Below are 13,835 nucleotides of genomic sequence, written 5' to 3' on the forward strand. Positions count from 1 at the left end.
TGACTCGGCACGCGATTTGCTGGGAATTTGGCAAGAGGGGAGAGATAAGAAGGAAGAGATAAGAAAATCTCTTCGCTCGGCAACGCCTGGTGGCTCCGACTTCTTTTCTTCCCTCTTTCCTCTTCACTCTTCCGTCTTCGGTTATGCCGATTCAGTAAAAATTTCGCGGCCGATCAGCATCCGGCGAATCTCGCTCGTCCCGGCGCCGATCTCGTACAGCTTGGCGTCGCGCAGCAGGCGCCCGGTGGGATACTCGTTGATATAGCCGTTGCCGCCGAGCAGCTGGATGGCGTCCAGCGCCACCTGGGTGGCCTTCTCCGCACAGTAGAGGATCACGCCGGCGGCGTCCTTCCTGGAAGTCTGGCCGCGATCGCAGGCCGCCGCCACGGCGTAGAGGTAGGCGCGGCAGGCGTTCAGCGTGGTGTACATGTCGGCGATCTTGCCCTGCACCAGTTGGAATTCGCCGATGGACTGGTTGAACTGCTTGCGCTCGTGAACGTAGGGCACTACCACGTCCATGGCCGCTTGCATGATGCCGATGGGGCCGGCGGCGAGCACGGTGCGCTCGTAGTCCAGGCCGCTCATCAGCACGCGCACGCCCTTGCCTTCCTCACCCAGCACGTTCTCGACCGGCACTTCGCAGTCCTGGAACACCAGCTCGCAGGTGTTGGAGCCGCGCATGCCCAGCTTGTCGAGCTTCTGGGCGGTGGAGAAACCGGGCATGCCTTTCTCGATGATGAAGGCGGTGATGCCCTTGGAGCCGGCTTCCGGGTCGGTCTTGGCGTAGACCACCAGCACGTCGGCGTCGGGGCCGTTGGTGATCCACATCTTGTTGCCGTTGAGCACGTAGTGGTCGCCTTCACGCCGTGCGCGCAGTTTCATCGAAACCACGTCGGAACCGGCGCCCGGCTCGGACATGGCCAGCGCGCCGACGTGCTCGCCGCTGATCAGCTTGGGCAGGTATTTGGCCTTCTGCTCGGCATTGGCATTGATCTTGAGCTGGTTCACGCACAGGTTGGAGTGGGCGCCGTAGGAGAGGCCCACCGAGGCGCTGGCCCGGGAGATCTCCTCCATGGCGATGCAGTGCGCCAGGTAGCCCATGCCGGTGCCGCCATCCTCTTCCGGCACGGTGATGCCGAGCAGGCCCATGTCGCCGAACTTCTGCCACAGGTCGTTGGGGAACTCGTTCTTCTCGTCGATCTCGGCGGCGCGCGGGGCGATCTCGTCGCGGGCGAAGGCGTTGACCTGGTCGCGCAGCATGTTGAGTTCGTCGTCGAGGCCGAAGTCGAGGGGCTTGTAGGCGGTCAGCATGGCGGAACTCCCTGTGATTGTGTCGGTCGCTGGTGATTCTGGCATTGGCGCAACGGTGGGGTGCGCGGCCGTCTGGCGGTGCAAGTCGCGCAGGCGCGGCTCGCAGTGCTATTCACGAATGCTACAAGACTAGGCGAGGTTTACGTTAACGTAAAGTGCAGCTTTTGGGGTGTGCGACGAAAGTCGAGCGGATAAGAGGGGAGCAAAATAGAAGGGAAACAAAATAGGGGGAGGCAAGAACGCCACCGGCCCAAGGGTACAAGTCTAGGGCCGGTGGCGCGGGGCTGGTTCAACGCAGTATCAGGGCCAACTGATAGTAGATAGGGATGCCCACGAGCACGTTGAGCGGGAAGGTGAAGCCCAGTGAGGCCAGCATGGCCAGCCCGATGTTGGCCTGGGGAATGGCGGTGCGCATGGCGGCCGGTGCGGCGATGTACGAGGCGCTGGCGGCGAGTGCCGTGAGGATCATCAGCGAACCCATGGGCAGCCCGAGGATCAGGCCGACGCTCAGGCCGGCCATGGCCAGGCAGAACGGTGCCACCAGGGCGAAGGTGAGCAGGCGCCAATGGAACCAGGGGATGGGGCGCAGGGTTTCCGCCGCGGTCAGGCCCATTTGCAGCAGGAATAGGGCGAGCACCGCATGGAAGGCACCCATGAACAGCTCGGTAACGGCGGCGCCTTCCCCGGGGCCGTACATGGCACCGATCACGGCACCGCCGGCCAGCAGGATCACGCCGCGGTTGGTCAGGGTCTCGTGCCAGATCCCCTGGAGCGCTTCGCCTGCCTCCTTGCCGGCATGGCGGCGGTAGAGCGCGATGGCGACCATGATCGCCGGCAGCTCCATCATTACCAGGTAGAGCGTGACCTCGGCACCGATGGGCAGGGCGCGGCTCTCGGCGAAGGCCAGTGCCACGGCGAAGGTGCCGGCGCTCACCGAGCCGTAGTGGGCGGCAATGCTGGCGCTGTCGGCGGGAGAGAGGCGCACCAGTCGGCGCAGGATCGGCATCAGCACCAGCGGAATCAGTGCGCCAAGAGCGGCCACCGCGAGCAGTTCGGGCACCAGCGACCAGCGCAGGTTGCCGTAAAGCGACATGCCGCCCTTCAGACCGATGGTCAGCATCAGCAGCAGGCTCAGGGTGTCGTAGGCGGCCTTGGGAATGGTCAGGTCGGACTTGACGATCCCGGCGAGCAGGCCGAGCAGAAAGAACATCACGACGATATCGGGCATGGGGCTCTCTTCTTCTGGAGTCGCACAGGCAGGGTAGTCGCGGATTGTGAGGAGTGCCGGATATTGATTCCAATAGAATGTAACCGGCCTTAGTATAGTGAATTACCTATGCAATGCTTCGGAACCGCTTCCATGAACGTGCGCCATCTCACGTTTCGCCTGCTGCAGGTCTATGTCGCCGTGGTGCGCAGCGGCTCGGTCAGCGAGGCGGCTCGCCAGCTCCACCTGACCCAGCCGACCGTTTCCCAGCAGCTGAAACGGCTGAGTGAGGCGGTCGGGGAGCCGTTGTTGGTCATGCGGCAAGGGCGCTTGGCGGCGACCGAGGCGGGGCGGGAGCTCTACCGGGCCAGCCGTGAGGTGCTAGGCCGCTTCGATGACTTCCAGGATTACCTCGAGGCGCTGCGTGGCGGCGAGCGGGGCCGCTTCAGCATCGCCTTGGTCAACACCGCCCAGTACGTGCTGCCGCGCCTGCTCGGCCCTTATAGTCATGCCTTTCCCGATGTCGACGTGACCCTGCATATCGGCAACCGCCGCCAGATGCTGACGCGCTTCGAACGCCAGGACGACGACCTCTACGTGTTCAGCCACCCGCCATCGCTGGCCCATGCCCTGGCCGGACGTTTCCTGCGTAATCCGCTGGTGGTGGTGGCACCGCAGGGGCACCCCATGGCGAAGCGTGAGCGGATCGCCATGGGTGAACTGCTGGAAGAGCGCTTCCTGCTGCGCGAACCGGGCTCGGCCACACGCATGATGTTCGAGAGCTGGTTGCAGGAGCATGGCCTGTCGCTGGGGCCGACCCTGCAGATGGCCAGTAACGAGGCGATTCGCGTGGGCGTGGCGGCCGGCATGGGGCTGGCCGTGCTCTCCGAGCACGTGCTGCCGCCGGAACACCCCGATATCGTGATTCTGCCGGTGACCGATTTCCCCATCGAGAGCCACTGGCAGTTCATCGTGCGCCGCGACCGCCGCCTGCCTCACGCCGCGCTGGGCTTTCTGCGCTTCGCCTCGGGGCATCTCGACGAGTGCGTCGAGCCGCGCTTCGTGGCCAATGAGTTGGAGGGACTGCTGGCACGGCTGGCAGCTTAGACAATGGTCGAATGCAGGAGGCATGCAAGGTTGGTGACAGGTTGGCCCTCTAGAGTTGGAGCTGCCGGGGCAAGCCCCGGCAAGAAACCAACAATGAGGATGTACACGCCATGTTCGAACGAATTGCACAGACCGGTCGGAAGGTGCTCATGACCGGCACCCTTGCAGCCCTGCTGGCTTCGCTAACGATGACGGCCCCCGTGGCGGCCGACGAGTTCCCGGATCGGCCCATGGATCTGGTGGTGGGCTTCGGTACCGGCGGCAGCGCGGATCGCATGACGCGTGCCATGTCCAACTTCCTCTCCGAAGAGATGGGTGTTCCGGTGCGTGTCACCAACCGCCCGGGAGCGGGCACCCAGGTTTCCGCCAATTACATCCTGTCGCGGCCGGACGATGGCTATACCCTGTATGCCTCCACCTTCGCGCCGTACCTGACCAATACCATCCTGACGGGCGGGGCGGAGTACGCCATCGACGACTTCTCCTTCATCAATTTCCAGTGGTTCGATCTCGACCTGATCGCCGCCAACAAGGACAGCGGCTTCGAGGATCTGCCCTCGCTGCTGGAGGAGATTCGCGACAACCCGGGCCAGGTGCGTGCCTCCGTGGTGCAGGGTTCGGCGGGTCACCTGATGGTGCGGCTGCTGCTCGAAGAGGCGGGCATCCCTCAGGAGAATCTCAACCTGGTGACCTACAACAGCGGCGGCGAGGCCCGTTCCGCCGTGGCCGGCGGCCAGGTGCACTTCACCTCCATCAGCGCCGAGGGTAGCGAGGGTATCCGCGAGTTCCTCACGCCGTTGGCGGTCATCAACGATGAGCGCATCGACCAGTGGGATGCGCCGCCCATCAACGAGGCGCTCGAGCCGATGGACCTCGAAGTGCCGGTGCTGCAGGGCTCGATGCGCGGCTTTGCCGTCAGCAGCGAGATGGAGCGCCAGTACCCCGAGCGCTTCGAGGCACTCTCCGAGGCGATCCAGAACACCCTGGCGCGCAAGGATGTCCAGGACCATCTCGCCTCGAACGACATCGGCGGTGTCTGGGTCGGCCCCGAGCGCTCCAACGAGCTGATGCGCGAGAACTATGAAATCTTCGAGCAGTACGCCCACCTGCTGAACTGAATCCTTCCGTACGTTGCGGTCCCGGTCAGAGCTGGCCGGGACCGCCTGGAGTCGTCCCATGTCCACCAACAAACGCGACTATGGGGACCTGCTGGTCCTCATGGCCCTGGCCGGCTTTACCCTGTGGTACCTGCTGGACGCCATTCGGGTCTCGTCGGCTGTCCAGAACCTCCTGCTGATTCTCCCGCTTTCCCTCGTGGTGCTGGCCATCGTGCTGCTGGAGGCGGTGCTGCGCCTGAAGCACGGCACCTTGTTCCAGCGCCAGGGGGAGGAAGGGGAGCCGCTCTACCGCACGTTGCCCGTGGTGGGGCTCTTCGCCGCCTATGTGATTTCGCTCGAGACGCTGGGGTTCGATGTGGCCACGGTGGTGTTCGTTGCGCTGTTCCTGCTGCTCAAGGGGGAGCGCAACTGGCTGCTGCTGGGAGGCTATAGCCTGGTCTTCGGTTTCGGCGTGGCGTTCTTCTTCGCCGAGATGCTGCCCTATCCCATGCACATGCTGGTCCTGCCTGACTGAGGAGCGACACCATGATCGATCTTGCCGCCGTCGAGCAGGGGCTGGCCCTGCTGTTCTCGAGTTTCGCGCCGTGGATGGTCGTCGTCCCCGGCATCGTCATCGGCCTGATCTTCGGCGCCACGCCGGGCCTGCAGATCTCCATGGCCATGGCGATCTTCCTGCCCATGACGCTGTACATGGACTTCGTGCAGGCCATGCTCTTCCTCACCGCGATCTTCACCGGGGGCTCCTTCGGTAGCGGCATCCCGGCCATCCTGATGAACATACCCGGTACCTCCTCGGCCATTGCCACTGCCTTCGATGGCTACCCCATGGCGCGCCAGGGCAAGCACAACCAGGCGTTGGGCGTGGCACTGGCATCGTCGGTGATCGGCGTGCTGATGGGCTACCTGATCCTGTTCGTGATGATCCAGCCGCTCTCCTTCATGGTGTTGAAGCTGGGGCCGGCGGAGATGTTCGCCATCATCCTGTGGGGCATGACGCTGATCGCCAGCCTCAGGGGCGAGCAGATGCTCAAGGGGCTGATGGCCGGTTTCGTGGGCATGCTGGTGGGCACCATCGGCTTCAACGAGCTGGGCATGGCCAGGGGCACCATGGGCCAGACCTACCTGCTCGACGGGGTGCCGGTGATCCCCGCGATGATGGGCATGTTCGCCGCCTCGGAGCTGTTCAAGCTCGCCAACAAGGGCTACATCGTCGAATCCGAGGCCTCGCGCAAGGTGCGGATCGGGGAGATCTTCCAGGGCTTCAAGATGGCCGTGACCTACCCCTGGGTACTGATTCGCGGCGGGCTGATCGGCGTGTTCGTCGGTGCCGTGCCGGGCGTGGGCTCGTCGGTCTCGAACCTGCTCTCCTACGTGGAAACGCAGCGCCGCGACGAGGATCCTTCCTCGTTCGGCAAGGGCAACCCCAAGGGGGTGGTGGCGTCGGAGTCGGCCAACAGCACTTCCGAGGCGGGTTCCATGGCGACCCTGCTCGCGCTGGGCATTCCGGGCGGCGGCGCCACCGCGGTGATGCTGGCGGCCTTCGCCATGCACAACATCACCGGCGGGCCGCAGTTCATCCGTCAGCAGACCGACGTGGTCTACGCGATCATCTTTGCCAACTTCGCCCAGGTGTTCCTGCTGATGGTGATCGGGCTGCTGTTCATTCCGCTGCTGGCCAACATCGTCAAGGTGCCGATGCGCTACCTGATCCCCTCGGTGCTGGTGCTGGCGGTGATGGGCTCCTTCGGCCTGACCGGCAACATGACCGGCCCCGCCACGGTGCTGATCTTCGCGGTGGTAGGGTGGTTGCTGCGTCACTACGGCTATTCGGTGCCCGCCGCGGTGATCGGCATGCTGCTGGGAGCGATGGCGGAGAAATCGCTGCTGCACTCCTACCAGATCAGCGGTGGCGACTTGGCCTACGTGTTCGAGCGGCCAGTGACCATGATCATCCTGGCGCTGCTGTTGGTATCGCTGTTCGGTCAGCGCCTGGTGGGCTGGTTCAGAAACCGCCAGCGCGTGGCCAGCGCCTGATCGATGGCGCAACGTACCGTTTCGACATTACTGATCGGGGCTCTGGGCGGGGGCATTGCCGCCCTTGTCTCACTGCCCATGGCCTGGATGCTGGGGCCGCTCTTCGCGGTACTGATCGCTTCGCTAGCCGGCGTGAAAGCAGGTATCGACAAGCGTCTGCATCGCTGCTCCATCGCCATGCTGGGGCTGTTCATCGGCAACCGTATCGAGCTGGGTGAGCTGTGGCATCTGCTGGAGTGGTACCCCAGCGTGCTGACCATGCTCGCCTACATGGCCGTGATGCTGGCGGGAGGCGCCTGGCTGTTCTCCGCCAGCGGCATGAGCCGGCTGAGCGCCGTGTTCTGTTCCTTCCCGGGCAGCATGAACGCCACGGTCATTCTGGCCGAGCGCCTGGGCGTCGATATTCGCTGGATCGCTATCACTCATGCTATGCGCCTGGTCATCGTGGTGGCTTCCGCGGCCTTCATGGCCAGCTACCTGGCCGGTGGCATTGTGCTCGGCGAGGGCAACGGGGTGGGCTGGCAGGACATCTCGTTGCTGGTGCTGGCCCCGGCCTCCTGGTGGCTGGGCAGGCTGTTGCGCTTTCCGCTGCCGGAATTCCTCGGGCCCATGGCCGTGGGGGCGGTGCTGTCGACGCTGGGCCATGGCGTGGCGCTGCCCGACATGCTGCTGGTGGCGACCTTCCTGGTGTTGGGCAGCTCGGTGGGGGCGCGCTTTGCCGGTACGCCTTGGCAGCGGATCGTCCAGGTTGGCCGTTACGGCCTGCTGTTCGGACTCTATGCCGTGCTGATGGCGGTGGTCGCCGCCTGGCTGCTGTCGACCTTCACCCCGCACACCTTCATCGCCGCTCTGCTGGCGCTGCTGCCGGGCGGGGTGGGGGAGATGGCGGTGATCGCGGTGGCGCTGGATGTCGATCCCATCTATGTGGTGACGCACCACGTGCTGCGCCTGCTGCTGTTGATTCTTGCCACGCCGTTCTTCATTTCGCTGGGCCGGCGGCTGGCGAACAAGGCTTAGGCCGAGGAAAAGTCACCGTCACCATGAGTCCCTGCCCCGGGGGGCTGTCGAACGCCAGGCTAGCGCCGTGGGCGCGGGCGATCTCGTCGACGATGGCCAGGCCCAGGCCGCTGCCCGGTGTCTCGGGCTGGCACGGTAGAAGCGTTCAGTAATCCGGTCGAGTTGCTGCGGACTCACGCCGATGCCGTCGTCGCTGACCCGCAGCTGCGTGCCATCGGGGCAGCGGCAGACGGCCACGTAGATGGTGCCGCGATAGGGTTGGCTGCCACCGGCATGCTGGCTGGCATTCTCGATCAGGTTCTGCACCAGCCAGCGCAGCATCACGCTATCGCCGACGATTCGGCTGTCTTCATCCGCTGCGCAGAACTCCAACTCCTGGCCACGCTGGTAGATGCGTGAGATTGCCTCGGTGCAGGCCTCGCGGCAGGTCCCGGCGAGATCGATCTCGGTCATGGCGGAAGCGTCCACCAGTTCATGGCGTGCCTTGGCCAGGGTGAGCAGCTGCTGAACCATGTAGCCGGCGCTCTCGGCGATGCGGCCGATCTCGTGCAGGTTGTGCCTGGCCCTGGGGGCGTCGGGCTGGCGCACGGCCAGCTCCGCCAGAGCGCGAATCTCCGATAGTGGCGTGCGAAGCTGGTGCGAGACGTCGGCATTGAACTGCTGGGTGTTGTAGATGCTCTGGCGCATGCGCTGCATCAGGCCGTTGATACTGGCGACCAGGGTGGAGACTTCCCTGGGCACTTCGGCTTCGATCGGCTCGAGATCGTTCTGTGAGCGACGCCGCAGTGAGCGGCTGATCGAGCGCAACGGCGCCAGGCCGCGATGAATGGCCAGCAGGGCGATGGTCACGGCGAGCAGGCCGCCCAGCGCGATCAGGATCGAGAGCGTCAGCAGGAACTCGTTGATCAGGTTCTCCCGCGCTTCGGTGGATTCGGCCACGATCACCTCGATCTGGTCGCTGTGGGTCGAGCGAACCACGGGGAAGGTGGTGGCGACGGCACGTAGTGTATTGCCGGCGTAGCGGGTGTCGTAGAACAGCGGCTCGTCTAGCGGCCCGGGAGGATCCTCCAGGCCGTCAAAGCCTGCCAGCATGTTGCCCTCGGCATCGCGTATCCGATAGAAGATCTTGCCATCGCCGCGGCTGCCCAGCGTGCTGATGCTGAAGTAATGCATGTTGATACGCAGTTCGCCGTCCACCGAGTAGATCCGTCGCTCCAGGCGCTCGGCGGCGTTGAGCAGCATGTCGTCGAAGGTTTCGGTGATCTGGCGGGAGAGCACGTAGTAGCTGGTGACCAGGGTCAGCAGGCCGACCAGGGTGAAGGGCAGGCCGATCCACAGCAGCAGGCGGGAGCGAATGGAGGTCATGTCAGTGGGGCTTGGTGTCGAGCAACTGGGTGTCGAGCAGATAGCCCAGCCCACGCACGGTACGCAGCTGGATGCTATCGCCCAGTTTCTTGCGCAGGCGTGAGATGTAGGTCTCGATGGCGCTGGGAGAGATGGCGTCGTCCAGGTCCGAGAGCCGGTCGATGAGCTGCGCCTTGCTCACCAGGCGCCCCTGGTTGATCAACAGGTATTCGAGCACCTCGCGCTCTCGGCGGTGCAGCGTGACCGGTTCGCCGTTGACCAGCACCGCCGGGCTGTCGGGCGGCAGCTCGACGTCGCCGCAGTGCAGGCTCTTCTCGCCGAACTGCTTGGCCCGCCGTACCAGGGCCTTGGCCCTGGCGACCACTTCCACCAGCGAGAAGGGCTTGCCGAGATAGTCGTCGGCGCCTTCTTCCAGGCCCAGCACGCGTTGATCCAGATCGTCGCGGGCCGAGATGATCAGCACTGGCGTGTTGTCCTGCCGGGCGCGCAGGCGCCGCAGCACGTGGATGCCATCCAGGTGGGGCAGCCCCAAGTCGAGCAGGATCAGGTCGAAGGAGAGATGGCGCAGCCACTGCTCGGCGGCCTGGCCATCGTCGCAGGTCTCCACCTGAAAGCCTGCCTCGCCGAGGACGGTGGCGATGGAGGTGGCCAGGTTGGGGTTGTCTTCGATGACCAGGGCTTTCACGTGGCATTCCGCTTCGGCTTGATGAACGTCAATGATACGGGATCAATGCTGCCTTGAGGGCCGTGGCCGCTGGCGCAGCGTTTTCCAGGCCTGGGAGAGCAGCACCACGGCCAGCAGGGCGATGATGCCCAGTGAGATGGGGCGGCTGAACAACACCGTCCAGTCGTTCTGGGCAATCAGCATGGTCAGGCGGAAGTTCTGCTCCGCCATGGGACCCAGCAGTACCCCCAGCACCACGGGCGCCAGCGGGAAACCGAGCCGGTTGAGCAGGTAGCCGGCCAGGCCGAAGGCCAGCATCACATAGAGATCGGTGACGTTGCCGTTCACGGTGTACACGCCCACTGCCATCAGCACCAGCGTGGTGGGGACCAGCAGCGCGGAGGGCATGCGCAGCACCTGGGCGAACAGGCGTGTCGCCACCATGCCGCCGAGCAGCAACAGCAACATGGCCGTCAGCAGCATCTGCCACATGAAGCCGAACACCACGTCGGGGGAGCGGGTGAACAGCTGCGGACCGGGCTGCAGGCCATGGATCATCAGCGCGCCCAGCACCAGTGCCGCGATCAGGTTGCCGGGAATGCCGAGCGTCAGCGAAGGAATCATGGCCGCTGCGTTGTCGGCGCTGTTGCCGGACTCCGCCGCGGCGACGCCGACCGGATTGCCGCTGCCGAAGGTCTCGGGGTCCGGCGCCTTGCGCTTGGCCTCGTTGTAGCTGAGCAGGGCGGCCAGGTTGCCGCCGGCGCCAGGCAGGATGCCCACGGCCACGCCGATCAGCGAGGAGCGGCTCCAGGTACGCCAGTGGCGGCGCAGCAGGCCCAGGCTGCCGCCGCTTGGCTTGGCGCGGAAACTGTCGCTGTTGAAGTAGGATTCGTTGCGCTTTTCCGCCATCTCGAGCACTGGCGGCACGGCATACAGCCCGATCAGTACGATGAGCAGCTCGAAGCCGCCTGACAGGTACAGCGAATCGAAGGTGAAGCGCTCTTCTCCGCTGATGGTATCGATGCCCACCAGGCCGATGATGACGCCGAGCAGGGCGCTGAGCATGCCCTTGCTGATATCCTTGCCCACCAGCACGGCGATGCTGACGAGGCCGAACACGGCCACCCAGAAGTACTCCGCCGGGCCGAATGCCAGGGTCACCTTGGCCAGCATGGGGGCCAGCGTCATCAGGGCCAGGGCGCTGACGATACCGCCGATGGCGGACGACCAGCAGGCCGTCTTCAGGGCCAGCCCGCCTTCGCCCTTGCGTGTCATCGGGTAGCCGTCGAAGGTGGTGGCGATGGCGGCGGGCGTGCCGGGAATGTTGAGCAGGATGGCGGGAATGGCGCCGCCGTACATGGAGCCGTTGTAGATTCCGGCCACCAGCCCCAGGGCAATGATGGGTCGAAGCCGTAGGTCAGCGGCAGCATCAGGGCAATGGCCATGACCGGATTCAAGCCGGGCAGCGCGCCGATCAGGATGCCGATCAGCGTGCCGACGAACAGGCTGATCAGCGAGCCGAGCTGCAGGGCCACCGGGAGCGCATTCAGGAGCGATTCGAACATGAGCTGGACCCTATCTAGGAGGCGAGGAAGAACTCGACGGGCAACGGGCGCTTGAGCACCACGGCGAACAGGGCGTACAGCAGCGTGATGAAGCCCAGGGTGATGCCCGCCACCACGGCGGGGCGCCGCTCTCCCAGCAGCACGGCCAGCAGCGTGATGAACAGGGCGCTGGTGGTATAGAAGCCGACGATCGGCAGGGCCGTGTAGTACACCAGACAGCAGCCCAGGGTCGTGGTGAAGCGCGCCGGGTGATCGACCAGGGCGGGAGCCGGGTGGGGCGTCGTGTGGCGGCCGGCGGCGGTCGTGGTGCGCGCGGCCAGCACGCTCTTCATGCCTCGCCAGATCAGGGGCAGGGAGAACGCGCCCATCAGGGTGCCTACCCCGATGGGAACGTAGGCGGCATCGGCAAAGAAGCCCTTCCCCATCCAGACGGTGGTGACGCCAACGATGAGGAAGGCAATGCCAGAGAAGAGATCTCTGTAGTTCATGGTCTTATCGATGCCTTTGCCGGTCACTGTTGCTTGAGGCCGAGGTTTTCCAGGGTCTCGCCGATGGCCTGGGTTTCCTGTTTCAGGCGCTCGCGCAGTTCTTCGCCACGCACCAGGTTGAGGGTTTCGCCCTGGGCGGTGAGGAATTCCTGGAACTCCGGGTGCTCCACGGCGCGGGCCACGGCATCGGCGACCGCTTCGGCGCGCTCTTCCTCCATGCCTTCGGGGCCCAGCATCATGCGCCAGAGCACGGTCTCGAGCTCGGGATGGCCCAGGGCAGCGAGTCCGGATGCCTGGGGTAGGGCTTCGTTGTCATCGGCAGAGGTGACCAGCAGGCACTTGGCCTGGCCTTCCTCGACATAGGGCAGCACCGGCGTGATGGAGCCGCCGTAGATATCGACGTGGCCACCGAGGAAGTTCTGCAGGGTCTCTCCGGCGCCGCCGAAGGGGATCGGGCGGGCGGTGATGTCGTAGGCTTCGAAGATCCGCTCCGCCGCCAGGCGCATGGTGCCGCCGACGCCATCGTTGCCATAGGTGTACTTGCCGGGGTTGGCTTGCAGCTCGGCAAGGAACTCCTCACCGCTCTCGGCGGGGAAGTCGGGCGCGACGCAGAGGGTGTAGGCGCTTTGCGAGGTGCTGGTGATGGGGGTCAGCGTCTCGTAGGAGTACTGCACGCGCTGCATGTGCGGCACCGTGGTGATGGGGCTGTTCCAGGTGGAAAGCAGGGTATAGCCATCGGGGCGCGCCCGGGAGAACTGGTTGACGCCGATGGCACCGCCGCCGCCCGCCACGTTGAGCACGGCAACGGGCTGGCCCAGCTCCTCCTCGAGATACTGGTTGAGCATGCGCGCCACGTTGTCGGTGCCGCCACCCGCGGGTGCCGGCACGATGATCTCGATGGGGCGATTGGGATAGTCGTTGGCCATGACCGGGTTGAAGGCAAGGGCCGATACGGTGGCGGTGGTGAGGAGCAGCGTGGTTTTCATTTGTCTTACCTGTCGTTGGAATCGTGAGGACATGGGGGCGGGCATCGAGGCCCGCTTCAGGCGTTTTGCTCGCCGAGAGTGACGCGATAGCGGAAGCGCTCGGGGCGGCCATGCACGCGGCGATATTCGATGACGCGGCCCACGGGGTTGCGCGCGATGCGCTCGATGACGGCAACCGGCGAATTGGCAGGCAGTTCCAGGTGCCTGGCGCTTGCCTGGGTGGCGGTGCCGAACGAAAGCTCATCCGTCGCCGACGTGATGAGAATCCCGAATTCCTGAAGGAAGACGGGGTAGAGCAGCGGTCCCATGTCCTTGGGATCGAGCGCCAATAGCCCCTCGAAATCGGGCAGGCGCAGGTAAACCTCCTCGAACAGCATCGGTTCGCCGGACCACAGGCGAACGCGCTCGAGCTTGATGCAGCGCGTCGCGTCCGGTTCGCCGAAGGCCAGCCGGACCTCGGCGGGCGTTTCGACCTCCTCACGGCTGAGAATACGGCTCTCCGGAATCATGGAGCCGTCGGGATCGTCGGCATCGTGAACATGGAAGAAGCGGAACAGGTCGGCGCGGAAAGCCGGCTGCTTGACGAAGGTGCCGGTGCCGCGGCGGCGCTCCAGCAGGCCTTCGTCCACGAGCTGCTTAAGCGCCATGCGCATGGTGGCCAGCGCCACGCCGTACTCCTCGGCCAGGCGGTTCTCCGAGGGGATCGTGTCGCCCGGCGACCACTCCCCATTGGCGATCCGCGAAGCCAACTGGTCGCGCAGCCGGGCATAGAGGGGAAGGCGCCCGTCGGCTTGGGGCATGCGCAATGCACACATGGCTTCGATCTCCTGGATTCGCTGTCTTGTTGCTGTCACTAAAGACCAGTGTATACTTCTAGTCAACCAGTTCTCTAGAGAACTAGACTTAAGTCTAGGTGAGGCACCCTTGGATATTCAGCCATGGGCCTGACGGATAGGAAGCTGGGGTGAGGAAA

General features: G+C 64.9%; 12 protein-coding genes and 2 pseudogenes. 5 read left to right on the forward strand and 9 right to left on the reverse strand.

Going from position 1 to position 13,835, the window contains the following annotated elements; translation table 11 throughout:
* Positions 1-141: 141 nt before the first annotated feature.
* A complete protein-coding gene (locus EKK97_RS09635) occupies positions 142-1,311 on the reverse strand; it encodes an isovaleryl-CoA dehydrogenase (protein WP_159551448.1) in 1,170 nt (389 codons plus the stop codon).
* 289 nt (positions 1,312-1,600) lie between these two features.
* Complete coding sequence (locus tag EKK97_RS09640) at positions 1,601-2,539, reverse strand: sodium-dependent bicarbonate transport family permease (protein WP_159551450.1); 939 nt, start codon at positions 2,537-2,539, stop codon at positions 1,601-1,603.
* A gap of 132 nt (positions 2,540-2,671) precedes the next feature.
* On the opposite strand from EKK97_RS09640, the gene EKK97_RS09645 reads away from it, so the two are divergent.
* The 5 genes from EKK97_RS09645 to EKK97_RS09665 all read left to right on the forward strand — a co-directional run bounded on the left by EKK97_RS09645 (position 2,672) and on the right by EKK97_RS09665 (position 7,794).
* Complete coding sequence (locus tag EKK97_RS09645; protein WP_159551452.1) at positions 2,672-3,625, forward strand: LysR family transcriptional regulator; 954 nt, start codon at positions 2,672-2,674, stop codon at positions 3,623-3,625.
* Positions 3,626-3,774: 149 nt separating this feature from the next.
* Positions 3,775-4,743, forward strand: a complete 969-nt coding sequence (locus EKK97_RS09650) for a Bug family tripartite tricarboxylate transporter substrate binding protein (RefSeq protein WP_234286357.1) — start codon at positions 3,775-3,777, stop codon at positions 4,741-4,743.
* Between the two features lie 58 nt (positions 4,744-4,801).
* Complete coding sequence (locus EKK97_RS09655; protein ID WP_159551456.1) at positions 4,802-5,257, forward strand: tripartite tricarboxylate transporter TctB family protein; 456 nt, start codon at positions 4,802-4,804, stop codon at positions 5,255-5,257.
* Positions 5,258-5,268: 11 nt separating this feature from the next.
* Entirely contained in the window at positions 5,269-6,777 is a 1,509-nt protein-coding gene (locus EKK97_RS09660; RefSeq protein WP_159551458.1) for a tripartite tricarboxylate transporter permease, read from the forward strand.
* 3 nt (positions 6,778-6,780) lie between these two features.
* Positions 6,781-7,794, forward strand: coding sequence for an AbrB family transcriptional regulator (locus EKK97_RS09665; RefSeq protein ID WP_159551460.1), 1,014 nt, complete (start codon positions 6,781-6,783; stop codon positions 7,792-7,794).
* Here EKK97_RS09665 and EKK97_RS25770 read toward each other — a convergent pair.
* The 7 genes and pseudogenes from EKK97_RS25770 to EKK97_RS09695 all read right to left on the reverse strand — a co-directional run bounded on the left by EKK97_RS25770 (position 7,757) and on the right by EKK97_RS09695 (position 13,677).
* The gene (locus tag EKK97_RS25770) at positions 7,757-7,900 is read right to left on the reverse strand and encodes a hypothetical protein (protein WP_340162976.1); all 144 of its coding nucleotides are present in this window, start codon (positions 7,898-7,900) and stop codon (positions 7,757-7,759) included. The two genes, EKK97_RS09665 and EKK97_RS25770, sit on opposite strands and share 38 nt — an antisense overlap.
* An 83-nt stretch (positions 7,901-7,983) precedes the next feature.
* Positions 7,984-9,159: pseudogene (locus EKK97_RS09670) on the reverse strand (sensor histidine kinase); the annotation flags it as partial.
* 1 nt (position 9,160) lies between these two features.
* The gene (locus EKK97_RS09675) at positions 9,161-9,844 is read right to left on the reverse strand and encodes a response regulator transcription factor (protein WP_159551462.1); all 684 of its coding nucleotides are present in this window, start codon (positions 9,842-9,844) and stop codon (positions 9,161-9,163) included.
* Positions 9,845-9,886: 42 nt separating this feature from the next.
* Positions 9,887-11,388: pseudogene (locus EKK97_RS09680) on the reverse strand (tripartite tricarboxylate transporter permease).
* A gap of 14 nt (positions 11,389-11,402) precedes the next feature.
* A complete protein-coding gene (locus EKK97_RS09685) occupies positions 11,403-11,876 on the reverse strand; it encodes a tripartite tricarboxylate transporter TctB family protein (protein ID WP_234286354.1) in 474 nt (157 codons plus the stop codon).
* Positions 11,877-11,899: 23 nt separating this feature from the next.
* On the reverse strand, positions 11,900-12,862 hold the full coding sequence (locus tag EKK97_RS09690) for a Bug family tripartite tricarboxylate transporter substrate binding protein (protein ID WP_159551466.1): 963 nt from the start codon (positions 12,860-12,862) through the stop codon (positions 11,900-11,902).
* Between the two features lie 56 nt (positions 12,863-12,918).
* Complete coding sequence (locus tag EKK97_RS09695) at positions 12,919-13,677, reverse strand: GntR family transcriptional regulator (RefSeq protein ID WP_159551468.1); 759 nt, start codon at positions 13,675-13,677, stop codon at positions 12,919-12,921.
* Positions 13,678-13,835: the final 158 nt, after the last annotated feature.

Source organism: Billgrantia tianxiuensis (assembly GCF_009834345.1).
GTDB classification, from domain to species: Bacteria; Pseudomonadota; Gammaproteobacteria; order Pseudomonadales; family Halomonadaceae; genus Halomonas; species Halomonas tianxiuensis.